Below are 26,912 nucleotides of genomic sequence, written 5' to 3' on the forward strand. Positions count from 1 at the left end.
GTCAGATCACCCAGTCGCCGGCCGCGGGATCGGCGGGTTTCAAAGTCAGGTCGGGGCGCACGGTCGGACCCAGCGCGCGAATACGGTCCTTGATATGCGCGGGGCGCGGACCCTCGGCGGTTATCTCGCCAGCGATGATGTAGGGAGCGTTGACGCGGCGCGCGCCTTCCTCGGCGGCAAGGATCGCCTCGCCCTGCTCGCCGACGTCGGCGGCGTCCTCGATATGCAGCGACCAGTCGGCACCGGTCCACCAGGTGACAAATCCCGTTTTCAGGTCATTGCCCGTGAGCAGCTTCATGTGAAATCCCTTATTTGAGCAGCAACGCCCGGTGCGCCGAGGCAATCGAGCGCGTCGGCGCGTGCTGCGACCTTGCCGACCACGATCAGCGCCGGGCTTTGGACTTTCTCGCGCGCGACGAGGTCGCCGAGATCGGTGAGGAGCGTGCGCAGGACGCGCGCGTCGGCAGTGGTGCCGCGCTCGACGACAGCGACAGGAAGATCGGGCGAAACGCCATCGGCGATCAATTTGTCGGCGATGGCGTTGGCGGTCGCGAGGCCCATGTAGATAACCAGCGTCCGGCCATGGCCCGCGAGCCCCGACCAGTCCTGATCGGTCAGGTCCTTGCACTGGCCAGCAACGAAGCTGACCGCGCTCGCATCTTCACGATGGGTGAGGGGGAGTCCTGCCTGTGCGGCGCAACCCGCCGCCGCGGTGATGCCAGGGACGACCTCCACCGCGACGCCGGCCTTGCGCGCGGCGTCGAGTTCCTCGCCGCCGCGCCCGAAGATAAAGGGATCGCCGCCCTTCAGGCGTACGACCTGCTTGCCCGTCAGCGTTTCGCGGACGAGCAGCTCGTTGATCAGTTCCTGCTTCAGCGTGTGGCGGCTGCGCTGCTTGGCAACGCTGATCCGGTCGACCTGCGGCGGGATCAGCGCGAGCACGCCGTCGCCGACAAGCCCGTCGTGGACGACCAGATCGGCGCTCGCGAGCAGCCGCGCGGCGCGCAGCGTCAACAGGTCGGGGTCGCCGGGGCCGGCGCCGACGAGCCACAGCTTGCCTGCAGAAATCGGAGTCTTTTCCATGCAGCGGAGATGGGCCGTGCCGGTCGATATGGCAAAGCAGGCTTTTTTGATGGCGATGAAGGTAAAATTGCTCCTTCGACTATCGTCGCCCCGGACTTGATCCGGGGTCCATTCTTCGTTCGTCCGGCGGAATGGATGCAGGATCAGGGCCGGCATGACGAAAAAGAGATTAAAGAAAGCCCTTGCGGATCAGCTTCGGCTTGTCAGCCTCGCTCTCGCGCAAACCGACCCCGATCGACGCGCGCATCGTGTCGCTTTCCGAACTGGCGACCGGATAGGCGCAGTAATCGGCCGCATAAAAGGCGCTGGGCCGGTGATTGCCCGACAGTCCGATGCCGCCGAAGGGTGCCGCGGACGAGGCGCCGTTGGTCGGCCGGTTCCAGTTGATCACGCCGCCGCGCGCATTCGCCCAAAACTGGTCGTAGAGCTTCGGCGAACCGCCGATCAGCGCCGCCGACAGGCCAAAGGCGGTATTGTTCGCCTCGGCGATCGCGGCCTCGAAACTGTCGACGCGGATCACTTGCAGCAGCGGGCCGAACAATTCGATGTCGGGGCGCTCGGGCATCGTGGTGACGTCGATGATGCCGGGGGTCAGGAAGGGGCGGCCGGGCACCGGACGCGTCATATGGCGGATCACCTGGCCGCCGTTCGACATCAGGATCAGGAAGCTTTCGGTCAGGCCGTCGGCGGCTTCGTTGTCGATCACCGGACCCATATAGGGGGCGGGGTCGGCGTGCGGATGGTCGACGATCAACCGGCCCGACAGATCGCGCACCTGTTCGATCAGGCCATCGGCGAGGCTTTCCTTGACGATCAGACGCCGCGCGTTCGAACAGCGTTGTCCGGCGCTGAGAAAAGCCGACTGCACGACGAGGATTGCCGCGGTACGGATGTCGGCGGTGTCCCACACGACGATGGGATTGTTGCCGCCCATTTCGAGTGCGAGAATCTTGTCTGGGCGGTTTGCGAACTGGCGGTTCAGCGCCAGGCCGGTACGCGCCGAGCCGGTGAACAGCAATCCGTCGATGTCGGGATGGCCGGCGAGCGCCTTTCCTGTTTCGGGGCCGCCGACGACAAGACGGAGCACCTCTTTCGGGACGCCGGCGCTGTGGAACAGGTCGACGAGCATCGCGCCGACCGCAGGTGTCTTTTCCGATGGTTTGAAAATCACCGAATTGCCCGCGAGTAAGGCGGGCACGATATGGCCGTTGGGCAGGTGCGCCGGAAAATTATAGGGACCGAGCACCGCGAGCGCGCCGTGCGGCTTGTGGCGCACGGCATTGCGGAGCCCCATCGCGCCTTCGATCCGCCGGTTCGGCGTCCGTTCGGCATAGGCGGTGACCGAAATATTGACCTTGTTGTAAACGGACTCGACCTCGGTCCGCGCTTCCCACAAAGGCTTGCCGGTTTCGCGCGCGATCAGGTCGGCGAACTTCTCGCCTTCGGCCTTCACCCGGTCGGCGAAGCGACGCAGTGTTTCGGTGCGGAAAGTGACGGGTTTCGCGGCCCATTCGGGCCATGCGGCCCTTGCGATTGCGACCTCATCATCGACATGGCTGGTCGGGCCGCGCCACAGTTCCTCGCCGGTGGCGGGCTCGTACGAAAGCAGCTCTTCGCTCATGACCGGATGCCTTATCGGCGAAAGCGGGCGGCGGCAACCGTCGGGCAGATTTGCATGACGGATCGCTTGCACGCGGGCGCCGCGTTGGCGATAGACGCCGTAGACGCAGGCGAGAAAAGGAAGCGCGCCATTTCGGTCAAACAGGGAGTCCAACGCGACGGGCGCCGCGACTGGTCGGACCATTATTGGTGGTCGGGCGACGGCGTGCGCCTGCATGCGCGCATCTATGATGGGCCCGGGGAAGCAATCGGCGCGCCGCCGGTGCTCTGTCTGCCGGGACTGGCGCGCAATGCCCGCGATTTCGAGGCAGTGGCGCCACATGTCGCGCAGTGGCGCAAGGTGATCGTCGTCGAATTTCGCGGGCGCGGCGAGAGCGCTTACGCCAAGGACCCGATGACCTATGTCCCGCTGACCTATGTCCAGGATGTCGTCGCCTTGCTCGACGAACTGGGAATCCAGCGCTTCGCGACGATCGGCACCTCGCTCGGCGGCCTTGTGGCAATGCTCATGGCGGCGAGCCTGCCGGGGCGGCTCGTCGGTGCGGTGCTCAACGATGTCGGACCCGAACTCGAAGCGGCGGGACTTGCGCGCATTCGTGACTATATCGGCGCCGGGGGTAGCCAGCCGACATGGATTCACGCTGCGCGCGCCTTCGCCGAGCTCAACGGCGCAGTCTATCCCGGCTATGAAATCCACGATTGGCTACGGCTGACCAAGCGCACGCATCGCCTGACCCCCGAAGGGCGCATCGTCACCGACTACGACAAGCAGATCGCGGCGCCGCTCCGCGTCCCCAACAGCGATGGCGGCGTCGATCTATGGCCCGCCTATCAGGCGCTTGGCGAAATTCCGGTGTTGATCCTGCGCGGGCAGCATTCGGATATCCTGTCGCGCGCGGCAGCCGAAAAGATGGCGACGAAACTCCCCAAGGCAAGGCTGGTCGAAATTCCGGGCGTTGGTCATGCGCCGACGATGGACGAGGCCGAAGCGCGCGCGGCGATCGACGCCTGGGCGGCGAAATTGCCCGCCGCGTGACCGGCACTGATCGCCCGGCGCGGCTGCTCCACCTCCACTCGAGCTTTTCGCTGGGCGGCAAGGAGGCGCGTGCCGTCCGGCTGATGAACCTGATGGGTCCCCGCGCCAGCCATGTCATCCTGTCGGCGGTTCCCGATGCGCTGAGCGCGCGTGATGCGATCGACCCCGCGATTGATGTCGAGTTTCCCGCCGCCGCGCCGCCGCTGCACGGAAAGCCGGGGCCTGCGCGCTACCGCGATCTTGCGGACTATATGCAGCAGTTCGATCTTGTCCTCAGCTATAATTGGGGATCGATGGATGGCGTGATGGCGCACCGGTTGTTCGCGCCTTTCCGTAACCTGCCGCCACTGATTCATCATGAGGATGGGTTCAATGAGGATGAGAGCGTCCGGCGCAACTGGAAGCGAAATGGCTTCCGGCGCCTCGCGTTGCCGACCGCCGAGGCGCTCGTCGTGCCATCGGCCTTGCTCGAACGCATCGCGGCGGACGAATGGGGTGCAGGGCGCCGCACGCGGCTGATCCGTAACGGGATCGGCGTCGGCGCCTATGACCAGGCGCCCGACCTGCCGGTCGCCGGGCTCGAACGGCGCGAGGGGGATGTCGTGATCGGCACTGTCGCCGGGCTGCGCAAGGTCAAGGATTTGCCGCGCCTCGTGCGCGCGGTTGCCGCCTTGCCCGCAAATGTCCGGCTGGTGATCGTGGGCGAGGGGCCGGAGCGCGATGCGATTGCGGCGGAGGCCGTGGCGTGCGGCATGACCGGCCGGCTGGTAATGCCGGGCTTCATGGCCGAACCCGCCCGCTGGATTGGCCATTTCGACTTGCTCGCGCTGTCGTCGCGTAGCGAGCAGGCGCCGATCGCGGTGATCGAGGCGATGGCGGCGGGTTTGCCCGTCGTCAGCCCCGATGTCGGCGATGTGGCGGCGATGGTTTCGGACGACAACCGCCGCTTCGTCGCTGCCGACGAATATGGCTTTCGTGCCGCTTTGGCCGAACTGGCGACCGACGCCGCCTTGCGCCACCAGGTCGGCGCGGCGAACCGGGGCACGGCCGCCCAACGCTTCGGCGAATCTGCCATGGTCGCGGCTTATGAAAATCTCTATGGTCGCGCGCTTGACGGACGCCGCCTGCTCACCGGCACATGAAGCGGCGCGCCATTGACTTTCACCGCCGCTTTCCGCTTACGGAACCGGCATTTGGGGGCCTGCCGCGGATGAAGGGCGGGCGGAGAGAAAGAGGTTTGACGTGTTCAAAGGTTTGAAGCCCATTCTTTACGGCGGACGTGAAGTGTGGCCGTTGGTCGAGGGCGGCAAGGGCGTTTCGGCAACCAACCATATGTCGAGCGGCGCGTGGGCCGCTGCGGGCGGAATCGGCACCGTGTCGGCCGTCAACGCCGACAGCTATGACGCCGAAGGCAAGATTATCCCCCAGGTTTACAACGCCCTGACGCGGCGCGAGCGTCACGAAGAACTGATCCAGTACGGGATCGAAGGCGCCGTCGCGCAGGTCGAACGCGCCCATGAGGTGTCGGGCGGCAAGGGCGCGATCAACATCAACGTCTTGTGGGAAATGGGCGGCGCGCAACAGATCCTCGAAGGCGTGCTCGAACGGACGAAGGGTCTGGTCGCCGGCGTCACTTGCGGTGCTGGGATGCCGTACAAGCTCAGCGAAATCGCCGAGCGGCACAATGTCCTTTATCTGCCGATCATCAGCTCGGCGCGCGCCTTCCGCGCGCTGTGGAAACGCGCCTATCACAAGGTTTCGCATCTCCTGGGTGCGGTGGTTTACGAAGATCCTTGGCTCGCCGGCGGCCACAACGGCCTGTCGAATGCCGAAGACCCGCTGGTGCCGCAGGATCCCTACCCGCGCGTCAAGGCGCTGCGCGAGACGATGCGCGCGGAAGGGATTTCGGACGACGTGCCGATCGTGATGGCGGGCGGCGTCTGGTATCTGCGTGACTGGGAACACTGGATCGACAATCCCGAACTCGGGCAGATCGTTTTCCAATATGGCACGCGGCCGCTGCTGACCGAGGAAAGTCCCATCCCGCAGCAGTGGAAGGACCGTCTGCGCACGCTCGACGACGGCGATGTGCTGCTCCACCGCTTCTCGCCGACGGGCTTTTATTCGAGCGCCGTGCGCAACCCGTTCCTCCGCGATCTCGAAGCGCGCTCGGAACGCCAGATACCCTATTCGAAACAGGAAGCGGGCGATCATATCGTCCAGCTCGACGTCGGGGTGAAGGGCAAGAATTTCTGGGTCACCCCGCACGACCGCGCCCGCGCGCGCGACTGGTTCGCGGAAGGCTATACCGAGGCGCTCAAGACCCCCGACAACACGGTCGTTTTCGTGAACGACGCCGACAAGGCGACGATCCGCAAGGACCAGGCCGATTGCATGGGCTGCCTGTCTCACTGCGGTTTTTCGGCATGGAAGGACCATGACGATTATTCGACCGGCTACCTCGCCGATCCGCGCAGCTTCTGCATCCAGAAGACACTGCAGGACATCGCGCACGACGGCGATACCGAACAGAATCTGATGTTCGCAGGCCACGCCGCGTTCAATTTCAAGACCGATCCCTTCTATTCGAACAACTTCACCCCGACGGTGAAGCAACTGGTGGACCGGATTTTGACGGGGGATTGATCGCCGACCGTTATTGATTTGGACTCGCACAAGGCCACGAAGTCACAAAGTTTCTTGAAACTCGTTCGGCCTGAGCTTGTCGAAGGGCCGTTCTATCCTTGAGCCGAGGAAGGACGATGCTTCGACAAGCTCAACACCAACGGAATACAGGAATCTTTGTGGCTTTGTGCGAGTCAAATCAGCGACAAAGTCACGCCCACCCCTCCAGCACCTGATCGGGCGGCCGGTGCCCGTCGCACCAGGCGCGGATATTCGCGATGACCTTTTCGCCCGACGCTTCGCGGCCCTCGATCGTTGCCGAGCCGAGATGCGGGAGCAGCACGACATTTTCGAGCGCTAGCAGGGCGGGATCGACCGCCGGTTCGTGCGTGTAGACGTCGAGCCCCGCCCCCGCAATGCGGCGCGTCTGGAGCGCCGTGACCAGCGCCTTTTCGTCGACGATCTCGCCGCGCGCGGTGTTGATCAGATAGGCGGTCGGTTTCATCGCCGCGATCCGTGTTGCGCTCACCAACTCGTGCGTCTCGCTCGTGTGCGGGCAGTGGATCGTGACGATGTCGCTGATCCGCAGCAGCGTGTCGATGCTCGCGTGATAGCTGGCGCCCAGTTCTTCCTCGATCGCGGCGGGCAGGCGTTTGCGATTGTGGTAGTGGATCGACAGACCGAAGGCGCGCGCGCGACGAGCGACCGCCAGACCGATCCGCCCCATGCCGACGATGCCGAGCAATTTGCCGCCGACGCGGTGGCCGAGCATCGTACTGGGCGCCCAACCTTCCCATTTCCCCGAGCGCATCAGCTTTTCGCCCTCGGCGAGGCGGCGCGGAACCGACAGGATCAGCGCCATCGTCATATCGGCGGTATCCTCGGTAAACACCCCGGGGGTGTTCGATACCATGATCCCCTTTGCGCGCGCGGCGGCCAGGTCGATATGATCGACCCCGGCCCCGAAATTGGCGATCAGCTTCAGCCGCTCCCCCGCCGCCGCGATGATCTCCGCGTCGATATTGTCGGTGACGGTCGGCACGAACACGTCGCAATCGGTGACGGCTTTTTTGAGCTGCTCGGTCGTAAACGCGTCGTCATGCGCCGACAGCGCGACGTCGAACAATTCGGCCATGCGCCCCTCGACATGCGGCATCAACTGGCGGGTGACGATGACGCGGGGGCGTTTCGGACGGGATGAATCAGGCATGGCCGCCGATAGAGCGTGCCGATGCGAAAGGGTCAAGGGGGTGGGTGCGTGCCGATGCTGTGGACGATCATCCGTTTGCATGCAGCGACCGGTTGAAAAGACCCGCCGATTTTGACAAGGCTGATGGATGACCAGCCGGAAATTAGCCGCAATTTTACTGTCGCTCGCCGTTGTGGGGCCGGCGTCTGCGCAATCTGACCCCGTCGCGCTGCCCTATTGGGCGTCGATCAGCGTCGATGAGGCGCGCATGCGCAAGGGGCCTTCGCCCGACGTCCCGGTGATCTGGGAATATCGGCGCAAGGATCTGCCGGTAAAAGTCATTGCGCGCTTCGAGAATTGGCGGAAGATCGAGGATCCAGACGGAACGCAGGGCTGGATGGCGGCACGGCTGCTCAGCCGGACGCGCACGGCGATCATCACCGACGAGATTCGCCCGCTACGCGCCGCCGCGAGCCTGTCGGCGGCAATTTCCTATCGTGCCGAACCCGGCGTCGTCGGCCGGATCACCGATTGCGCCAATGGCTGGTGCCTGTTCGATGTGAAGGGCCGGCGCGGCTGGGTCGAGACCGATCATATCTGGGGCGAGTGACCGCCCCGGATATAGCAGGCCATTACTTCTTCTTCGGCGTGACCGTGGCGACCGTGCCGTCATCGGCGGTCGCGGTGAAGCTGCCGTCGGCTGCGGGCTTCGTTAGCGCCCAGCACATGCCCATTTCGTCGCCATCGGGATCGAAGCAATCCTTGCCGTCGTGGGTCGCATATTGACCCTTGGTCGCCTTGCCCTTGGCGTCGGTGTCGACATAGGTTCCGTCGGCGTTGATTGTTGTGGTGGCCATCGTGCCATCGGCCATTTTGACGTCATAACTTCCCGCGGGCGTCCCCGAGTCGGACGTCGCTGCCGGCTCGGCCTCGGCGGCCGGCTCCGCAGCAACTTCCTTTTTCTCTTCAGCCTTTTGCGAACAGGCCGATAGCGCCGTGAGCGCCGCAAGCAGAACGAGCTTTTTCATGTTCGTACCTCCCCCCCTTTGGAAGCTTGAGGCTATGTCTTTCGCGTGGACGCGGCAACGACAATCACCAGGACGAAAAAGGGCCGATGTTGTCCATCGACCCTTTTGACGTCCGACGATGTCTAACGGTCAGCGCCGCCAGTTGAAGTGGTTGCGATAGACCTTCACGACCTTGCCGTTCCGCGCATTGACCAGCAGCAGGTCGTTGTAATGGCGCACATAGGTCAGGTTGCGGCCGGCACGCGGTACCCCCCAGCGGCTGTCCCAGGTCGGGCGATAGCTGGGCGCGTAATAGTTGGAGCGCAGCGTCGAGCCGACACGAAACTGCTGATATTTGAACGGCGCGCGATAATTTTGGTAACGCGTGTCGCGGCGCCAGTCGCGCTGGCTTTCACGCAGATCCTTGCGCGAGTCCTGCACGTCGTGGCGTGCGTCGCGAATGTCGCCGCGGTCGCCGCGACGCTGGGCATTGCGCAGATCGCGCTGATCTTCGCGCAGTTCCTGACGATCCTTGCGAATCTCGCGGGTCTGGGCCTGCGCCATCGCAGGGACCATCATCGCGGCGATCAGGCCGGCGGCGAGAAATTTGCTCTTCATGGTGCCATTCCTTTTCAATCCGTCAGGGGGAAGGGGGTATCCGCCCGATGACAAGCAATGGTCTAGGCCGGCCGGCTTGAACCGAACCGGAATGCCGCGTTTATTTTCAGGTCATTAGTGTCGCAAAATGTCGCACGATAGCGACGAAGTGGCGCCGCCATACGGCGGCGCCACGCAACCATTTTCCGGTAATAACTTAAATCAATTCGATTGCGACCGCCGTCGCTTCGCCGCCGCCGATGCAGAGGCTGGCGATCCCGCGCGTCTTGCCGTGGCGCTGGAGTGCCGCGATCAGTGTCGTGATGATGCGCGTCCCGCTGGCGCCGATCGGATGGCCGAGCGCGGTCGCACCGCCATGGACATTGATCTTGTCGTGCGGAATGCCAAGGTCGTGCATCGCGAACATCGCCACACAAGCGAACGCTTCATTGACTTCGAACAGGTCGACGTCGCCGATCGACCAGCCGGCTTTCGCCAGCACCTTGTTGATCGCGCCGACGGGGGCGATCGTGAAATCCTTCGGTTCCTGCGCGTGCGCGGCGTGTGCGACGAGCTTGGCGACCGGCTTCGCGCCTTTGGCGTCGGCGACCGACTGGCGCGTCAGCACGACGGCGGCAGCGCCGTCGCTGATCGACGAACTGGTCGCAGCAGTGATCGTGCCGTCCTTGGCGAAGGCGGGCTTCAGCGTCGGGATCTTGTCGGGCATGCCCTTGCCGGGGGCTTCATCGGTGTCGACGACGACGTCGCCCTTGCGGCCCGAGATGGTGACCGGCGCGATTTCATTGGCAAAGGCCCCGTCGGCGATCGCCGCCTTGGCGCGGCTCAGCGATTCGATCGAATAATCATCCTGCGCCTGTCGCGAAAGCTGATAGGCGTCGGCGGTGTCCTGCGCGAAAGTACCCATCGCCCGGCCGGCTTCATACGCATCTTCAAGCCCGTCGAGGAACATATGGTCATAAGCGGTGTCGTGACCGATCCGCGCGCCGCCGCGGTGCTTCTTGAGCAGGTACGGCGCATTGGTCATCGATTCCATGCCGCCCGCGACGATCAGGTCGATGCTGCCGGCGGCAAGCGCTTCGGCGCCCATGATCACCGTCTGCATGCCCGAACCGCACACCTTGTTGACGGTCGTCGCCTGCACTGACTTGGGCAGGCCGGCCTTGATCGCGGCCTGACGCGCAGGGGCCTGGCCCAGCCCGGCGGGCAGGACGCAGCCCATATAGATACGCTCGATGTCGTCGCCCGAAACGCCGGCGCGCTCGACCGCCGCCTTGACCGCGGTCGCGCCGAGGTCGGTCGCGCTCGCGTCCGACAGGCTGCCCTGCATGCTGCCCATCGGGGTGCGGGCGTAGGAGAGGAAAACGACGGGATCGGTGGCGGTCATATCGAAAGACTCCGTGGGGAAAGAATAGGTCGGCGCGTCGCTTAGCGGAAATGCTGCACTTGCGAAAGAGGGCGGTGGCCTTGCCTTACGCCTGTGCGCGAATGGCTGCTTCCGGCCGGGAGTTGCCGTTATCCCTTTTCGTCACCCCGGGGCTTGACCCGGGGTCCCGCTTGACGTCGAAAGCTGCGGAAGCCCCAAAAAAAGCGGGATCCCGGGTCAAGCCCGGGATGACGAGGGGTGAGGGCGAAAGCGGCCGATTGCGGATGTTCTTCTCCCCTCCCTTTTAGGGAGGGGCTGGGGGTGGGTAGCCGCCGAAGGCGGCGCTCTTCCTCTTGCTCGCTGCGCTCGCGACCCACCCCTAACCCCTCCCTACAGGGGAGGGGAATGTCTCAAATCCACCCCAAAGCCGATATTCTTCAGCGCCGACCCAACCGGCCCAAAATCCCTGTCCTACAAAATCCCGATGCGCTAGCCGTGGTCGCAGGACGGGGCGCGCTGGCTCCCTCATGGGATCATCTTAAAGTCACAAAGGACACAATCCTGACCTCGGCATGCGTGTCTTTTGTGGCTTTAAGCCGCGCGAGCGGGGCCAAGAAAAACGGCGCAAAATGCGATTTTAGAGTGAAGTTGCCTAGTTTTCCGCCGTTTTTTGACTGCTACAGCGCGTTTCATCTTGCAACCTGCCGTGCGGCATGATCAACATCGCGTGAAATCAAAGGGGAGACGGGGCATGGCCACCGCAATCAAACAGGATATCGCCGGCGAAACGCAGCGCATGCACGACGTGCTCGCAGCGCAGAAGGCGAGCTTTACCGCCGCGATGCCCGAAACGCTGGCGGTGCGCACCGACCGCATCGACCGTGCGATCGCGCTGCTCGTCGATAATGCCGAGGATTTCGCCAAGGCGGTGAGCGAGGATTTCGGCCATCGCAGCCGCGACCAGACGCTGATGACCGATATCATGCCGTCGGTCAGCGCGCTCAAGCATGCGAGGAAGCATATGGCGAGTTGGTCGAAGGGGGAGAAGCGCAAGCCGACCTTCCCGCTCGGGCTGCTCGGCGCGAAAGCCGAGGTCGTGTATCAGCCGAAGGGCGTCGTCGGGGTCGTCGCACCGTGGAATTTCCCCGTCGGCATGGTCTTCGTGCCGATGGCGGGCATCCTCGCCGCGGGCAACCGTGCGATGATCAAGCCCAGCGAGTTTACCGAACATGTCTCGGCACTGATGGCGCGGCTGGTCCCGGATTATTTCGACGAAAGCGAAATGGCGGTGTTCACGGGCGATTCCGACGTCGGGATCGCTTTCTCGAAGCTTGCCTTCGACCATATGATCTTCACCGGCGCGACCAGCGTCGGAAAGCATATCATGCGCGCCGCGGCGGATAATCTCGTCCCCGTGACGCTCGAACTGGGCGGCAAGTCGCCGACCTTCATCGGACGCAGCGCCAATAAGGATCTCGTCGGCCAGCGCGTCGCGCTCGGCAAGATGATGAACGCGGGGCAGATTTGTCTCGCTCCCGATTATCTGCTTGTCGCGGAGGATCAGGAGGGCGCTGTGATCGACAGCGTCACCAAGGGCGCGGCGGCGCTTTACCCGACCCTGCTCGCCAACGACGATTACACCTCGGTGGTGAACACGCGCAATTACGACCGGCTGCAATCCTATCTGACCGACGCGCGCGAAAAGGGCGCCGAGGTGATCGAGGTCAATCCGGGCGGAGAGGATTTCGCCAGCTCGAATGGCCACAAGATGCCGCTCCATATCGTTCGCAACCCGACCGACGACATGAAGGTGATGCAGGACGAAATCTTCGGTCCGATCCTGCCGGTGAAGACGTACAAGACCATCGACGACGCGATCGATTATGTGAACGCGAACGACCGCCCGCTAGGCCTCTATTATTTCGGGCAGGACAAGAGCGAGGAGGACCGCGTGCTGACGCGGACGATCTCCGGCGGCGTGACGGTCAACGACGTGTTGTTCCACAACGCGATGGAGGATTTGCCCTTCGGCGGCGTCGGGCCGTCGGGAATGGGCAATTATCACGGCGTCGACGGCTTCCGCACCTTCAGCCACGCCCGCGCCGTCTATCGGCAGCCGAAGCTCGACGTCGCGGGGCTCGCGGGGTTCAAGCCGCCCTATGGCAAGGCAACGGCGAAGACGCTGGCGAAGGAACTGAAAAAGTAGCTCAATCCTTCCCGGCTACCTTGATCGGCTTGCCGAGCAGCGTCTTCACATAGACGCGCTGGACCAGCACATAGACGACGACGGTCAGCGGCGCCGCGAGCAGCACGCCGAGAAAGCCGAACAAGATGCCCGCCGCGACCACCGCGAACAACAGCACCGCGGGCGGAACGTCGACCGCCTGCTTCTGGATCATCGGCTGCAGGAAATTGCCCTGCAGTTGCTGGATCGCGAGGAACAGGATCAGCGTCCACAGCGCGGTCGCGGGCGATACGGTGAAAGCGAGCAGGACGGCGGGGACACCCGCGATGATTGGCCCGATCATCGGAATGACGTCGAGCAGCCCGGCGATGAGCCCGAGCCCGCCCGCGGCGGGCACGCCGAGCGCGGCGAGCCCCGCCCAGGTCAGTGCGGCAACGACGAGCGAGGAGACCGCTTGTCCGACCATCCAGCCCTTGAGACCGCGCCCTGCATCCTCCAGCGCCAGTGAGGCGGTTTCCTCTGCCTTGGCCGGCATGAGCAACAGCAGGCCGCGGCGATAGGTTGCGGGGTCGCTTGCGAGGAAGATCGCAGCAACGAGGACCAGCACGAAATCGGCGATGCCGCTGCCCGCCGCAAGCGCATAGCCGCCGGCCTGCGACACTAGCCGCGAGATATCGTCGCTGCCGACGGCGGCGATTTCGCGGACGCGGGCGCCGAGGCCGTAGCGGTCGAGGAAAGCTTCAACGCCGGCCAAGGCTTGCGGGATCTGGCGCTGGATCGTGTCGATTTCGCGGGCAAGCTGCGAACCGAACAGCATGAACGCGCCGGCGAAGATCGCAATGATGCCGGCGACCGAAAGGGCGAGGGCAAAGCCGCGTTTCATCCCGGTCCGGCGGCAGAGCCAGCTCGCGATCGCATCGAAGACCGCACCCAATACGATCGCGGCAAAGACGAGCATGAAGAAGCGCGTCAATTCGATGGCAAGCCACGCCACGCCGACGATCGCGATGACGATCAGCGCTGCGGCGGCGATTCGGCCCGGGCCGAATGCGGGGGCGGTTTCAGCCTTCGCACGCGTTGTTGTGGATGGCGCCGGCGAAGCTTTGGTCTTTTCGGTCATGGCCACCTCTTAATGCACCATGTCGCTTATCCACTAGACTAAAACCGCCTTTATGTGGCAACGGCTCCCCGCAACGGTTGCGGACAGGGAATCAACGCCCCTTCTCGCCGTCCACGGGCCCCTGTGGTGAAATTGGTAGACGCGCCGCACTCAAAATGCGGTTCCGCAAGGAGTGCTGGTTCGAGTCCGGCCAGGGGCACCATTTCCAGTCAAAGTCGCACCGACGATCGACGTTGGATGTTACTTCGCCCTTCTTGTCATTGCGAGCGTAGCGAAGCAATCTAGAGCGAGTTTACGCGCACTCTGGATTGCCGCGTCGCTTCGCTCCTCGCAATGACGAGTCCGAGTAAAGTCGTCATGCTCTATCACCGAGGCGTTGACCGATTTTGTCGGCGGTTCGCCGCAGCTTCGCAGCAATCCCGGGTGCGTTGGCCGGATCGAATTGGGCCGGCGAACCCGACAGCGAGATCGCATATCCGTTGCCGGACAGGAGGATATGATCGTCGACGTCGCACTCGACATGCTGAAGCAATAGCCCCGGCAAACCCGCCGGCGACCGCGCGCATAGCTATGCCTTGTTGCATCGACCGCGCCCATGCGACATTCGTGCGCCGAGGCCGTTGCGGATCGGCGAGGGAGAGTCATGAGCGAAGCCATCGTCACGGTCGACATCGGGGGTACCCATGCGCGTTTTGCGATCGCCGGAGTCGAAGGCGGCCGCGTGGTATCGCTGGGCGAAGAAACGACGCTGCATACGAAGGATCATGCGAGTTTCCAGACCGCGTGGCAGGATTTTGCGCACCGGCAGGGTGGGTCGCTGCCGCGCGCGATCGCGATCGCGATTGCCGGGCCGACGCGCGGCGAGATCATTCGCTTCACCAACAATCCGTGGATCATCCGACCGGCCCTGATCGGCGAGAAGCTGGACGTCGACCGCTATGTGCTGGTCAATGATTTCGAAGCGGTCGGCCATGCGGTGGCGCAGGCCGACGAACGCTATTTCGAGCGGCTGACCGGTCCCGACGGACCGCTGCCCGCAAGCGGAACGATCAGTGTCATCGGTCCCGGCACCGGGCTTGGCGTCGCGCATATCTGGCGTAACGGCGCCGACTATCGCGTCCAGGCGACCGAGGGCGGACATATCGACTTCGCGCCGCTCGACAGCATCGAAGATGCCGTGCTCGCAAGGCTGCGCAAGCGGCACCGGCGGGTATCGATCGAACGGATCGTATCGGGACCGGGAATTATCGATATCTACGAAACGCTCGCGGCGCTCGAAGGACGGGCGGTGACGCCGCTCGACGACAAGGCGATCTGGACCAATGCGCTGAGCGGGGAGGACAGCCTTGCCGCCGCGGCGGTCGATCGCTTCTGCCTGTCGCTCGGCAGCGTGGCGGGTGACCTGGCGCTCGCGCAGGGTGCCGGCGGCGTCGTCATTGCGGGCGGGCTGGGGCTGCGCATCCGCGACAGCCTTGTTCGTTCGGGTTTTCCAGAACGCTTCGTCGAAAAGGGACGGTTCGAAGGCTTCATGTCGGCGCTTCCGGTGAAGCTGATCACCCATCCGCAGCCCGGGCTGTTCGGCGCTGCGGCCGCCTTTGCGCGCCAATACGGCTGACGCAAATATCGCTGGCATCGCGCCGTGAAAGACGGCAGCTAGGGAGGCGAAAGGAAAACGCTTCCGATGTCCGCCCGCCCCGTCCTCGGTATCATTGCCTGCAACCGACAGGTGGGAGCGGAACAGGCGCAGGCGGTGATGAACCGCTATGCGACGGCGGCGATGCGCCACGCCGATTGCGCTGCGCTCCTTATCCCGTCGCTCCCCGAATATATGCGCGCCGACGAGATCGTTGGCCGGCTCGACGGAGTATTGCTCACCGGATCGCCGTCGAACGTCGAACCGGCGCGCTATGGCGAGGAGCACGCGGGCGACGGCCCGTTCGACCCCGACCGCGACCGGATGATGCGCGACCTTGTCGATGCGGTGATCGCGGCGCAGCGCCCGCTGTTCGGCATCTGCCGCGGGTTTCAGGACATCAATGTGGCGCTCGGCGGGACGCTGCGCCGCGACACGGCGACGAACGGCGAACTGCTGCGCCACCATACGCCCGACGGGACGCTGTTCGATGCGATGTTCGATCATCGCCACCATGTCGAACTGGTCGCAGGCGGGATGCTGGCTTCGGCCTATGGCATGGCATCGCTCGACGTGAATTCGGTGCATTATCAGGGCGTCGGCCGGTTGGCCGACGGGCTGTCGGTCGAAGCGCGCGCGCCCGACGGGCTGGTCGAGGCGTTCAGCGCGCGGCCGAACGGCGCGCCCTTGCTCGCGGTGCAATGGCATCCCGAATGGGGGGCCGACGGCAACGAAGAAAGCCAGACCTATTTTCGCCTGCTCGGGCTGGCGTTGCGGGGTGCGCTGTGAACCGGCGCGTCACCCGCTACGACCGTTATCTCGCGCGGCTTTGCTTCTCTCCCTGATCGACCGGACGCTTTCCACGTCTCTTTGCCGCTTCGGCCGCCCATCGATCAGGAGTTTTTGACATGCCCCGCAATCACGACATCGCCGAACTGCGCCGCCTCGACGTCGCGCATCATTTGCCCGCACAGGCCGATTGGGCCGAAATCGAAAAGCTCGGCGGCAGCCGCATCATCACCCATGCCGAGGGCTGCTATATCCACGACGGCGACGGCCATCGCATCCTCGACGGGATGGCCGGGCTGTGGTGCGTCAACGTCGGCTATGGCCGCGAGGAATTGGCCGAGGCGGCCGCGGCGCAGATGCGCGAACTGCCCTTTTACAACACCTTCTTCAAGACCGCCACGCCGCCGACGGTGACCCTCGCCGCCAAGATTGCGGGCCTGACGGGCAACCGCCTGCCGCATATCTTCTTCAACGCCTCGGGCAGCGAAGCGAATGATACCGTCTTCCGGATGGTGCGCCATTATTGGAAGCTGAAGGGTGAACCGAAACGCACTGTCTTCATCAGCCGCTGGAACGCCTACCATGGTTCGACCGTCGCGGGGGTGTCGCTCGGCGGGATGAAGGCGATGCACGCGCAAGGCGATCTGCCGATCCCCGGCGTCGAACATGTCCGCCAGCCCTATTATTACGGCGAAGGGCAGGGGATGACCGAGGAGGATTTCTGCGACGCCTGTGTCCAGGCGATCGAGGACAAGATCATCGAGGTCGGCCCCGAAAATTGCGCCGCCTTCATCGGCGAGCCGGTGCAGGGCGCGGGCGGCGTGATCATCCCGCCCAAGGATTATTGGCCGAAGGTCGAGGTGGTGGTGCGCAAATATGGCCTGTTGCTCGTCGCCGATGAAGTGATTTGCGGTTTCGGGCGCACCGGCAAGATGTGGGGTCACGAAACCATGGGTTTCACGCCCGACCTGATGCCGATGGCGAAGGGATTGTCGTCGGGTTATCTGCCGATTTCGGCGACGGCGGTCGCAGCGCATGTCGTCGAGGTGCTCAAGACCGGCGGTGATTTCGTCCATGGCTTCACTTATTCGGGCCATCCCGTCGCGGCGGCGGTCGCGCTCAAGAATATCGAAATCATCGAACGCGAGGGTCTCGTCGAGCGGACGGCGAGCGTCACGGGCCCGCATCTGGCGAAGGAACTCGCGGCGCTGAACGATCATCCGCTTGTTGGCGAAACGCGCTCGATCGGCCTGCTCGGCGCGGTCGAGATCGTCGCCGATAAGGTAACGCGCACGCGTTTCGGCGGAGCAGAGGGCACGGCGGGACCGATGGTACGCGACGCCTGCATCGCGAACGGGCTGATGGTGCGCGCCATCCGCGACAGCATCGTGATGTGTCCGCCGCTGATCATCACCGCCGAACAGATTGACGAGATGGTTGCCATCATCCGCAAATCTCTCGATGAGGTGATGCCGAAACTCCGCGCGCTCTAAACAGGAAAGACCAACCCCCTATGCCTTCCGGCCTTTTTGCCCTGCTTGACGATATTGCGACGATCGCCAAAGTCGCCGCCGCGAGCATCGACGATATCGGCGCTGCGGCGTCGAAGGCCGGGGTCAAGGCGGCGGGGGTGGTGGTCGACGATACCGCGGTGACGCCGCGCTATGTCACCGGCTTCACCCCCGACCGCGAGTTGCCGATTATCTGGCGGATCACCAAGGGGTCGATCTTCAACAAGCTGGTCCTGATCCTGCCGGCGCTGTTGCTGCTGTCGACCTTCGTGCCGTGGGCGATCACGCCGCTTCTGATGCTGGGCGGCGCCTATCTCTGCTTCGAAGGGGCGGAGAAGGTGATCCACTCGCTCCAGGAGGATAAGACGAGCCTGGCCGAGGACGCCGAGATTGTCGCCGACAAGGATCATGAAGAGACGATGGTGAAGGGCGCGGTGCGCACCGATTTCATCCTGTCGGCCGAAATCATGGTGATCGCACTCAACGAAGTGCTCGACGAGCATTTCGCGATGCGCGCCGTGACGCTCGCGGTGGTCGCGGTCGCAATCACCATCGCGGTCTATGGCGTCGTCGGGCTGATCGTGAAGATGGACGATATCGGCCTGCATATGGCAAAGAAAGGCAATAGCGCGCGCCGGGCCATCGGTCGCGGACTGGTGTCGTTCATGCCGAAACTGCTCGCGGCACTGGCGGTCATCGGAACCGCTGCGATGCTGTGGGTCGGCGGGCAGATCGTGCTGCACGGGCTTCACGGATATCATATCGGCGGGATCGCCGAGGCGCTGGAAAGCCTTGCGCACTCGATTGCGGGTGGTCTGCCGCTTGAAGGACTGTGGACGTGGCTGATCAAAGCCACCGGCGACGGAATTTTCGGATTTCTGCTCGGCGGGGTCATCGTTGGCGTGCTGCACTTCATTCCGGGAAAGAAGGCAGCACACTGATTTGTCACCCTTGAACGAGCCACGTGTCTCGTTCGAGGGTGACGATGGTTTGAAGGTCTAATTCAGCCGAGCAGCACCACTGGACTATCTGCCCGCCAATGCATGCTGACCTTGTCGTCCCAGGTGAAATCCTCCTGATCGTGGCGCGACAGATTGGGGCGCGAGACGCGGATTCGTGCGCCGGTTTCCAACTCGATCTCGAACAGGGTAATGTCGCCGAGGTAGCTCATCCCTTTGATCTTGCCACGCGCGAAATTATAGCCGTCGGGGGCATCCTGCGCCGCCGCCTTGACGGCTTTTCCCTCGCCCGGGACGTGGAGGTAGATTTTCTCGGGGCGCAGCGCGACCCAGACGTCGGCACCGTGCGGGCCGGTGACGCCGTGGTTGAGGTAGACCTTGCCAAGGCCGGGGCAATCGACCGCCGCCTTGTCGGGCTCGTCGAGGGTCAGTTTGCCTTCGAAAATGTTCACCGATCCTACGAAATCGGCGACGAAGCGGTTGGCGGGATATTCATAGAGGTCGGACGGGGCCGCGAGCTGCGACACGTCGCCCTTGTTGATCACCGCGATGCGGCACGCCATCGACAGCGCCTCATCCTGGTCGTGGGTGACGGTGACGAAGGTGATGCCGACCTTTTCCTGCAATTCGGAAAGTTCGAACTGCATCTGCGCGCGCAGCTTGGCGTCGAGCGCCGACAGCGGTTCGTCGAGCAGCAGGACCTTGGGGCGCATCACCAGACTGCGCGCGAGTGCGACGCGTTGCCTTTGTCCGCCCGACATCTGGTCGGGCATCCGGCTTTCGAAGCCGCCGAGCTTCACCAGATCGAGCGCCTCGGCGACGCGGTCGCGCGCTTCGCCGCCCTTCACGCCGGCGATCTTCAGGCCATAGGCGACATTATCGGCGACACTCATGTGCGGGAAGACGGCATAGCTCTGGAACACCATATTCACCGGCCGCTTGTTCGGCGGGATGCCCGCCATATCCTGCCCGTCAATGAGCACGCGGCCCTCGGACGGCAGTTCGAACCCCGCGATCATGCGGAGCAGCGTCGTCTTGCCGCAGCCCGATGGGCCGAGCAGCACGAAGAATTCGCCAGCGAGAATGTCGAGACTGACATTGTCGACCGCGGTCACCTTGCCGAAGCGTTTGGAGACGTTCTGGATCTGGATGATCGGCTGGGCTGGTTCGGTCATGGTCAGTGGGTTTCCGCAATGGTCTTCACGCCCTGAAGCTTCAGCGCGATGGCGGTCAGGGCAATGGTCAGGATGATGAGGATGGTCGATGCCGCGTTGACCTCGGGCGTTACCGAAAAGCGGAGCATCGAATAGACTTTCACCGGGAAGGTAATCGTGTCGGGGCCGCTGGTGAAATAGGTGATGACGAAATCGTCGAGGCTGAGGGTGAAGGACAGCAGCGCGCCCGCGACGAGCGCCGGCTTCATGTGCGGAATCAGCACGTCGCGGAACATCTGCCATTCGCCCGCGCCAAGATCCTTCGCCGCCTCCTCCTGCTCGCGGTTGAAGCTGGCGAGGCGCGAGCGCACGACCATCGTGACGAAGGGGAAGCAGAAGGTGATGTGGGCGATCGTGATCGCGCCGAGGTTCAGCGGCCAGATCAGGTCGGTGGGCCAGTTCAAACCCTTGGCGAAGAACATCAGGAAAGCGACACCCATACAGATTTCGGGGACGATGATCGGCAGCGAGATCGTTCCGTCGACCGCGGCCTTGAAGGGAAAGCGAAAGCGCCACAGCAACACCGCGGCGATGGCGCCGAGAATGAGACTGAAGATCGTCGCGAGCGCCGCGATCGTCAGCGAATTGACCAGCGCCTCGATCAGCGCGTCGTTGTTCAGCGCCTTGTCGTAATATTTCATCGTGAAACCACGCCACACGACGTTACGCTTGCTGTCGTTGAAGCTGAAGATCATCAGCACGATCAGCGGCGCGTAGAGGAACAGCATCACCGCGCCGACCCACAGCCGCATCCACAGTGTGCGGCTATATTCGAGCGGCGCGATCGGGGTGCGTCGGAATAGTGCCATCAGCGGACCTCCGGCACTTTGCGGCGCATCGACTGCAGCGCGATCAGGATAAACATCGCGTAGATGAGCAGGAAGGACAGCGCGGCGCCGAACGGCCAGTCGTTCGCCTTCTTGAACTGCCGCTCGATGACATTGGCGATCATCTGGCTGTCGGTGCCGCCCATCAGGTCGGGGGTCAGATAGGCGCCCAATGCGGGGATCAGCGTGATCATCACCCCGGCGACGATGCCCGGCGCCGCAAGCGGGACGACGATGCGCATGATCGTGCGGAAATGCCCGGCGCCAAGGTCGAGGCTCGCCTCGATCAGGCTCCGGTCGAGCCGGTCAAGCGCGGCGTAGAGCGGTAGCACCATGAAGGGCAGGTGGACATAGACGAGCCCGAAGACGACGGCGAAATTGTTGAAGAGCAGTTGCACCGGTTCCCACGTCGGCAGTGGTTCGAGCCCGACGAGCGTCTTGACCCAGCTCGCGCCGCCCCACAGCGCGCCGAGCCCCTGGTTCGCATAGCCTTGCTGCCCCAGCAGGATCATCAGCGCATAAGTGCGGACGAGCAGGTTGGTCCAGAACGGCAACATGATGCCGAGCAGCAGCCACGGCCGCCATTTTTCGCTGGCGAAGGTGATCGCCATCGCGACCGGAAAGCCGACGATCAGGCAGATCAGCGTGACGAGTGCTGCGACCGCGAAGCTCTTGCCAAAGATGCTGAGGTACAGAAATTCGGTCGCGCGTTTGTAATTGTCGAGCGTGCCCGAGAAGCGGATTTCGTTGAGTCCCGCATTTTCGCCGAAACTATAAACCCAGACGATCGCCATCGGGACGACGAAGAACAGGATCGTCCACAGCAAAGTGGGCAGCGAGACTGCCGCGAAGACCCGTTTATTGGCTTTCCAGTCCTGCTCGGCCACCCCCCGATGCCCCCTTCAGACCCTTACGACGCCCGCACCTTGGTGAAGGCTTCCTCGTAGAGTGGCTGCAATTTTTCGTTGAACTTCGCATATTCGCATTTGGCGAGCACGTCGGCGGGCGGGAAGATCACCGGATTGCTCCGGTAGCTTTCGGGCATCAGCGCCTTTGCCGCCGCATTCGGCGTCGGGAAGAGGATCGTTTCGGTGATCTTCTTGTCGACTTCGGCGTCGAGCATATAGTTGATGAATGCATGGGCATTCTTCGGATGCGGCGCGCCCTTGGGGATGCACAGCGTGTCCGAGTTGAACTGGCTGCCTTCCTTGGGCACGATGAAGTCGAGATCATCGTCTTCGGTCATCGCCTGCGCGATGTCGCCATTATATTCGAGCACGACGTCGCAGTCGCCTTTGAGCAACAGGTCCTGCCCGTCATCCTCATGGAATTTCTTCACATTGGGCTTTTGCTTGATCATCAGCGCCGAGATCGTTGCAATATCCGCGGGCGTCAGCGCGTTGACCGACTTGCCGAGATATTTGCCGTAGAGGCGGAACATGTCGCCGGCTTCGGACAGCCAGGCGATGCGATCCTTATATTCGGGGCTGTCGAACAATATTTTCCAGCTGTCGGGCTTCGCCTTCACCTTTGACTTGCGATAGCCGATGCCGAGTACGAGCCAGGTATAGGGCATCGAAAATTTGCGGCCCGGATCATAATCGACGGTCATGAAGGCCGGATCGATATTCTTGATATTCGGGATTTGTGCATGGTCGAGCGGCTGGAGCATGTCGGCGCGCGCCATGCGTTCGACGAAGTCGTTCGAGGGTACGATGACGTCATAACCGGGATTGCCCGCCTTGAACTTCGCGAACAGCGTGTCGTTGCTGTCGAACAGGTCCATCGTGACATCGACGCCGCTTGCGCCCTTGAAATCGTCGAGCGTCGTCTCGCCGATATAGGTGTCCCAATTGTAGAAGTTGAGCTTGGCTTCCTCGCCATTCGCGAGCTTCTTGCCTTCACCCTTGCTGCACGCGGCCATGCCGCCGAAGCTGATCCCGACTGCCGCCACGCCCAAGGCCTGCAGCAGTGAGCGACGGCCCCGGGTTCGGTTGAGCAGTTCGTTGAGATCCATGACGAGCCTCCCTGTATGTGGCGGTCAAGCTGACTCAATAAACGCGGCTTGGGAAGAAGTTTTTTGCCTCCCTCAGGCGTTGCGCAAATACCAGTCATAGTCGAGCGTTGGTACGACGCTGAAATAACGGTCTTGTTCGACGCGCTTTACGATGCTGAACATGTCGACGAAGCGCGTTCCGAGATAGTCGCGCATCAATTGCGACCCATGGAAGCGGTCGACCGCGGCGATCCAGTTCGACGGCGGCTTGTCATCGCCAGACGCGTCGCGGTCATAGCCGTTGCCGACGACCGCTGTGCCGGGATCGGTTTGGTTCGCCATCCCGTGATGCATCCCCGCGAGCACCGCGGCGACCGCCAGATAGGGGTTCGCGTCGGCACCGCAGGCGCGATGTTCGACATGGCGGCTCGGCGGCGGGCCGGCAGGGATGCGGAACGACACAGTGCGGTTGTTGACGCCCCAGGTCGGCGCGACGGGGGCATAGCTGTTCGCCTTGAACCGGCGATAGCTGTTGGCGTGCGGGGCGAAGAGCGCGAAGGCATCGCCGACGCTGCCGATCATCCCGCCGATCGCGTGGCGCAGCGCGGGCGTGCCTTCGGGATCGTCGCTGGCGAAGATATTGACCCCTGCATCGTCGTTCATCGACACATGGATATGCATGCCGCTGCCCGCCTGTTCGGCGAACGGCTTGGCCATGAAGGTCGCCTCCAGCCCCTGCGCCTGCGCGATCGCCTTGACAAGGCGCTTGTACATGATCGCATCGTCGCAGGCGCGCAGGGCATCGGGCTTGTGGCGCAGGGTCAGTTCGAACTGGCCGGGGGCAAATTCGGAGATCGCGCTTTCGAGCGGGATGTCCTGCACGTCGGTCGCGGCATAAAGCGCGTCGAAGAAGGGACGGAAATCGTCCATTTCGCGCAAGCCGTAGACTTCGACGTTGCGCGGCGTGTCACGGCTGTAGCCGGGGCGGGCAGGGCGAATGGCGCCGTCGCGCGCGCGGCGCGGATCGACGAGGTAGAATTCGAGCTCGACCGCGAGCACCGGGGTCATTCCGTCGGCGGCAAAGCGGTCGACGACGCGGCCAAGGACGTGGCGCGGATCGAGGTCGTGCGGGGTGCCGTCGAGCTCGTAGAAATCGACCAGGAACTGCGCGGCATGCTCGCCGCCCCACGGGGTGCGGACGAGCGTGCCGGGGATCGGCTTCATCGACCGGTCGGCGTCGCCGTCCTCCCAGACCAGCCCGGTTTCGATCGTGTCCTGCCCGGTGATGTCGACGACGGTGATCGATCCAGGCATCATGCGGCCGCTGTCGTACACCGCCAGCACCTCGTGCCGGCGCAGCCGCTTGCCGCGCGGCACGCCGCCGAGGTCGGTATAGATCATCTCGATCGAATCGACATCGGGATGGGCCTTGAAAAAGGCTTCGGCTTCCGACCGGGGAGCGATCACGCCCGATGACTTCGACATTCAATTCGCTCCTTCACCCCAACCGATCGCGCAGCGCATACCAGAGCAGCCCCAGCGTGGCGAGCGGCCGCCGCAGCCATTTGCCGCCGGGGAAAGGCCGCGACGGGAGGTCCGCGAGTATGTCGAAGCGCTCGGCCGTTCCCGCCAGCGCCTCGGCCACCAGCTCGCCCGCCAATGTCGTCACGAGCGCGCCATGGCCCGAAAAGCCGTGTGCGTAGAAGATATTCCCGCGCCGCCCGATATGCGGCAGCCGGTTCATGGTCACCGCGACGGCGCCGCCCCAGCCATAATCGATCCTGGCGTCGGCGATCTGCGGGAAGACCTGCGCCATGAACGGCCGCACGAACACCGCGATATCGCGCGGCGGCGTCTGCGAATAGCGTTCGCCGCCGCCGAAAATCAGGCGCTTGTCGGCGGACAGGCGGAAATAGTTGAGCACGAAGCGACTGTCGGCGACTGCGGCGTCGGTCGGCAGCAGTTCGTCGGCGTTCGGGAGCGGGGCGGTGGCGATATTATAGTTCATGATCGGGACGGTGTATCGGCCGAGATCGGGTTCGACTTCGCCGGTCCAGGCGTCGGTGGCGTCGACGACATAATCGGCGCTTATGATTGCCCGGTTCGTGAACAACTCGCTCGACCCGTCGGCGAATTCGACGATCCGGTTTACCCGTTCGCCTTCCCAGATGCGAACCCCGGCGTCTTCGGCCGCCCGGGCCAGTCCAATGGCATAATTTAGAGGATGAAAATGTCCGCCGTGCCGGTCATGGATCCCGCCGTGATAAAGAGCGCTGGCGATATGATCGCCCATGTCATCCTGTGCGATAACCTGGCAATCATAGCCGAAGCGGATGCCCAGATAGTCCGCATCGCGCCGCATCGTGTCGAAATCGGCCGACGTCCATGCCGCCTCCAGATGCCCCGATTTCAGGTCGCAATCGATGCCATGCCTTGCGATGCGCGCGTGGACGCGATTTTCGCGCCAGCAGAGGTCAAACAGCGCATCGGCACGCTCGCGTCCGAATTCGATTTCGAGATCGAGCGCCGACCAACGGAGGCCGGGGATCAACTGCCCACCGTTACGCCCCGACGCGCCAAAGCCGATATGCTCGGCTTCGACCAGGATCACCGAAAAGCCGCGTTCCGCACAGGCGAGCGCGGCGGAGAGGCCGGTGAAGCCGCCGCCGATCACGGCAACGTCGCATTCCAAATCGCCTTCAAACGTGCGCGACCGCCATGTTTGCGCGGTCGCCGCATAATAGCTGTGGTTCAACGGGTCGGTCATGGCCGGGTCGCGCGTCAGACCCGCATCAACAGATGTTCGCGCTCCCAACTCGATACCACCGACTGGTAATTGAACAGCTCATAATCCTTCACCGCGAAGAAGATTTCGAAGAAATCGTCGCCGAGCAGGTTGCGCACCTTTTTGCACGAGGCGAAGCGGTCGAGCGCCGCTTCGAGCGTGCGCGGCAGGGTGCGGGCGCGGTTATAGGCGCTGCCGGTGATCGGCTTCGGCGGCACCATGCGGTCGACCATGCCGATATAACCACACACCAATGACGCTGCGATCGCCAGATAGGGGTTGCTGTCGGCGCCGGGAAGGCGGTTTTCGACGCGGCGATTGTTCCTGTCGGCGATCGGCACGCGAAAGCCGCACGAACGGTTATCCTCGCCCCACTGGACGTTGATCGGCGCCGCGCTGTCGGGGCGCATGCGGCGGAAGCTGTTCACATTGGGTGCCCACATCGGCGAGATTTGCGGCATGAAGCGGATGAGGCCGGCGATATAGCTGCGGAACATCGCGCTATCGCGCCCGTTGGCGGTTGCGAACAGGTTCTTGCCTGTATCGGCATCGACCACCGACTGGTGGATATGCATCGCGCTGCCCGGCTGGCCCGCCATCGGGTTCGCCATGAAGGTTGCGTAGACATTGTGTTGCTTGGCAACGCCGCGCACCACGCGCTTGAACAGGAATACCTCGTCGGCGAGGCGCAGCGGGTCGCCGTGGATGAAGTTCACCTCGAGCTGCGCGGCGCCCATCTCATGGATCATCGTATCGATATCCAGCCCGATCGTCTCGCAATCGTCGTAGATATGATCGATGATATCTTCATATTCGTTCATCGCTTCCAGCCCATAGGGCTGGCTCGCCGTCTCGCTGCGTCCCGACTGGCCGGTCGGCGGGGTCAGCGGGAAATCGGGGTCGGCATTTTGCGAGACGAGGTAGAATTCGACTTCGGGCGCGATGATCGGCCGCCAGCCCTTGTCCTCATAGAGCGCGAGCACCTTTTTCAGGATCGTGCGCGGCGCGATGTCGACCTCGCTGCCGTCGCGGTTGAGGACGTCGGCGATGACGAAGGCGGTCGGCGAAGTGAAGCCTGGTGCGACGCAGATCGTGCCCGGGTCGGCGATCATGATCTTGTCGGGGTCCTTGTCCCAGATATCGTCGATATCTTCGGGATAATGGCCGTCGATCGTGCAGATGAAGACGCTGCCCGGAATGCGCAGCGATTTGTCTTTCACCGACGACAGGAATTTTTTGGCGGGCAGCACCTTGCCGCGCTGGACGCCATTGATGTCGGGGACGATGCATTCGACTTCGTCGATCTTATGTTCGCTGATCCACTGTTCCAGATTGACTGACATGAGCCCCCG

At 63.5% G+C, this 26,912-nt stretch carries 24 protein-coding genes and 1 tRNA gene; 10 read left to right on the forward strand and 15 right to left on the reverse strand.

The features are described 5' to 3' along the window. Window position 1 precedes the first annotated feature (1 nt). The 3 genes from FHR22_RS05975 to astD all read right to left on the reverse strand — a co-directional run bounded on the left by FHR22_RS05975 (window position 2) and on the right by astD (window position 2,704). Window positions 2-298, reverse strand: coding sequence for a DUF2849 domain-containing protein (locus FHR22_RS05975; protein WP_166939904.1), 297 nt, complete (start codon window positions 296-298; stop codon window positions 2-4). Further along, a complete protein-coding gene (gene cobA, locus FHR22_RS05980) occupies window positions 295-1,083 on the reverse strand; it encodes a uroporphyrinogen-III C-methyltransferase (protein ID WP_166939906.1) in 789 nt (262 codons plus the stop codon). The genes FHR22_RS05975 and cobA overlap by 4 nt, the downstream gene beginning before the upstream one ends. Before the next feature lie 169 nt (window positions 1,084-1,252). Further along, window positions 1,253-2,704: a succinylglutamate-semialdehyde dehydrogenase gene (gene astD / locus FHR22_RS05985; protein WP_166939908.1), complete on the reverse strand. Its 1,452-nt coding sequence runs from the start codon at window positions 2,702-2,704 to the stop codon at window positions 1,253-1,255. Window positions 2,705-2,758: 54 nt separating this feature from the next. Between astD and FHR22_RS05990 the strand changes: the two genes are divergently transcribed. From FHR22_RS05990 to FHR22_RS06000, 3 genes are all read left to right on the forward strand, one after another. Beyond that, complete coding sequence (locus tag FHR22_RS05990) at window positions 2,759-3,739, forward strand: alpha/beta fold hydrolase (protein ID WP_166939910.1); 981 nt, start codon at window positions 2,759-2,761, stop codon at window positions 3,737-3,739. Further along, complete coding sequence (locus FHR22_RS05995; protein ID WP_341786565.1) at window positions 3,736-4,881, forward strand: glycosyltransferase family 4 protein; 1,146 nt, start codon at window positions 3,736-3,738, stop codon at window positions 4,879-4,881. The genes FHR22_RS05990 and FHR22_RS05995 overlap by 4 nt, the downstream gene beginning before the upstream one ends. Before the next feature lie 100 nt (window positions 4,882-4,981). Then, the gene (locus FHR22_RS06000) at window positions 4,982-6,385 is read left to right on the forward strand and encodes a nitronate monooxygenase (protein WP_166939912.1); all 1,404 of its coding nucleotides are present in this window, start codon (window positions 4,982-4,984) and stop codon (window positions 6,383-6,385) included. Between the two features lie 190 nt (window positions 6,386-6,575). Here FHR22_RS06000 and FHR22_RS06005 read toward each other — a convergent pair whose 3' ends face one another. Further along, the gene (locus tag FHR22_RS06005; protein ID WP_166939914.1) at window positions 6,576-7,574 is read right to left on the reverse strand and encodes a 2-hydroxyacid dehydrogenase; all 999 of its coding nucleotides are present in this window, start codon (window positions 7,572-7,574) and stop codon (window positions 6,576-6,578) included. A gap of 127 nt (window positions 7,575-7,701) precedes the next feature. Between FHR22_RS06005 and FHR22_RS06010 the strand changes: the two genes are divergently transcribed. After that, window positions 7,702-8,163, forward strand: coding sequence for an SH3 domain-containing protein (locus FHR22_RS06010; RefSeq protein ID WP_166939916.1), 462 nt, complete (start codon window positions 7,702-7,704; stop codon window positions 8,161-8,163). A gap of 22 nt (window positions 8,164-8,185) precedes the next feature. Here the strand turns inward: FHR22_RS06010 and FHR22_RS06015 are convergent, their stop codons facing one another. From FHR22_RS06015 to FHR22_RS06025, 3 genes are all read right to left on the reverse strand, one after another. Beyond that, window positions 8,186-8,581 (reverse strand): hypothetical protein, encoded by a 396-nt coding sequence (locus tag FHR22_RS06015; protein WP_166939918.1) that lies wholly within the window; start codon window positions 8,579-8,581, stop codon window positions 8,186-8,188. A gap of 129 nt (window positions 8,582-8,710) precedes the next feature. Beyond that, complete coding sequence (locus FHR22_RS06020; protein ID WP_166939920.1) at window positions 8,711-9,178, reverse strand: DUF1090 domain-containing protein; 468 nt, start codon at window positions 9,176-9,178, stop codon at window positions 8,711-8,713. 196 nt (window positions 9,179-9,374) lie between these two features. Next, window positions 9,375-10,562 (reverse strand): acetyl-CoA C-acyltransferase, encoded by a 1,188-nt coding sequence (locus tag FHR22_RS06025; RefSeq protein ID WP_166939922.1) that lies wholly within the window; start codon window positions 10,560-10,562, stop codon window positions 9,375-9,377. 730 nt (window positions 10,563-11,292) lie between these two features. On the opposite strand from FHR22_RS06025, the gene FHR22_RS06030 reads away from it, so the two are divergent. Beyond that, a complete protein-coding gene (locus FHR22_RS06030) occupies window positions 11,293-12,747 on the forward strand; it encodes a coniferyl aldehyde dehydrogenase (RefSeq protein WP_166939925.1) in 1,455 nt (484 codons plus the stop codon). Window position 12,748: 1 nt separating this feature from the next. On the opposite strand, the gene FHR22_RS06035 is transcribed toward FHR22_RS06030, so the two are convergent. Further along, on the reverse strand, window positions 12,749-13,846 hold the full coding sequence (locus FHR22_RS06035) for an AI-2E family transporter (RefSeq protein WP_166939927.1): 1,098 nt from the start codon (window positions 13,844-13,846) through the stop codon (window positions 12,749-12,751). Window positions 13,847-13,963: 117 nt separating this feature from the next. Here FHR22_RS06035 and FHR22_RS06040 point away from each other — a divergent pair. The 5 genes from FHR22_RS06040 (at window position 13,964) to FHR22_RS06065 (ending at window position 18,720) form a co-directional block, all read left to right on the forward strand. Continuing rightward, window positions 13,964-14,048 (forward strand) — tRNA-Leu (locus FHR22_RS06040). A gap of 441 nt (window positions 14,049-14,489) precedes the next feature. Continuing rightward, window positions 14,490-15,461, forward strand: coding sequence for a glucokinase (locus FHR22_RS06050; RefSeq protein WP_166939931.1), 972 nt, complete (start codon window positions 14,490-14,492; stop codon window positions 15,459-15,461). Between the two features lie 66 nt (window positions 15,462-15,527). Continuing rightward, window positions 15,528-16,268 (forward strand): gamma-glutamyl-gamma-aminobutyrate hydrolase family protein, encoded by a 741-nt coding sequence (locus tag FHR22_RS06055; RefSeq protein WP_166939933.1) that lies wholly within the window; start codon window positions 15,528-15,530, stop codon window positions 16,266-16,268. 119 nt (window positions 16,269-16,387) lie between these two features. After that, on the forward strand, window positions 16,388-17,761 hold the full coding sequence (locus FHR22_RS06060) for an aminotransferase (RefSeq protein ID WP_166939935.1): 1,374 nt from the start codon (window positions 16,388-16,390) through the stop codon (window positions 17,759-17,761). 20 nt (window positions 17,762-17,781) lie between these two features. Continuing rightward, on the forward strand, window positions 17,782-18,720 hold the full coding sequence (locus tag FHR22_RS06065; RefSeq protein WP_166939937.1) for a DUF808 domain-containing protein: 939 nt from the start codon (window positions 17,782-17,784) through the stop codon (window positions 18,718-18,720). Between the two features lie 62 nt (window positions 18,721-18,782). Here FHR22_RS06065 and FHR22_RS06070 read toward each other — a convergent pair whose 3' ends face one another. The 7 genes from FHR22_RS06070 to FHR22_RS06100 all read right to left on the reverse strand — a co-directional run bounded on the left by FHR22_RS06070 (window position 18,783) and on the right by FHR22_RS06100 (window position 26,903). Next, a complete protein-coding gene (locus FHR22_RS06070; RefSeq protein ID WP_166939939.1) occupies window positions 18,783-19,913 on the reverse strand; it encodes an ABC transporter ATP-binding protein in 1,131 nt (376 codons plus the stop codon). Between the two features lie 2 nt (window positions 19,914-19,915). After that, on the reverse strand, window positions 19,916-20,761 hold the full coding sequence (locus FHR22_RS06075) for an ABC transporter permease (protein WP_166939941.1): 846 nt from the start codon (window positions 20,759-20,761) through the stop codon (window positions 19,916-19,918). After that, window positions 20,761-21,666, reverse strand: a complete 906-nt coding sequence (locus FHR22_RS06080; RefSeq protein ID WP_166939944.1) for an ABC transporter permease subunit — start codon at window positions 21,664-21,666, stop codon at window positions 20,761-20,763. The genes FHR22_RS06075 and FHR22_RS06080 overlap by 1 nt, the downstream gene beginning before the upstream one ends. A 23-nt stretch (window positions 21,667-21,689) precedes the next feature. Beyond that, a complete protein-coding gene (locus FHR22_RS06085) occupies window positions 21,690-22,796 on the reverse strand; it encodes an ABC transporter substrate-binding protein (protein WP_166939946.1) in 1,107 nt (368 codons plus the stop codon). 72 nt (window positions 22,797-22,868) lie between these two features. Further along, window positions 22,869-24,260, reverse strand: a complete 1,392-nt coding sequence (locus FHR22_RS06090) for a glutamine synthetase family protein (protein ID WP_166939948.1) — start codon at window positions 24,258-24,260, stop codon at window positions 22,869-22,871. Between the two features lie 13 nt (window positions 24,261-24,273). Further along, a complete protein-coding gene (locus FHR22_RS06095) occupies window positions 24,274-25,542 on the reverse strand; it encodes an NAD(P)/FAD-dependent oxidoreductase (protein WP_166939950.1) in 1,269 nt (422 codons plus the stop codon). Window positions 25,543-25,556: 14 nt separating this feature from the next. Next, window positions 25,557-26,903 (reverse strand): glutamine synthetase family protein, encoded by a 1,347-nt coding sequence (locus FHR22_RS06100; protein WP_166939952.1) that lies wholly within the window; start codon window positions 26,901-26,903, stop codon window positions 25,557-25,559. Window positions 26,904-26,912: the final 9 nt, after the last annotated feature.

It is taken from the genome of Sphingopyxis panaciterrae, from assembly GCF_011762125.1.
Taxonomy (GTDB): Bacteria; Pseudomonadota; Alphaproteobacteria; order Sphingomonadales; family Sphingomonadaceae; genus Sphingopyxis; species Sphingopyxis panaciterrae.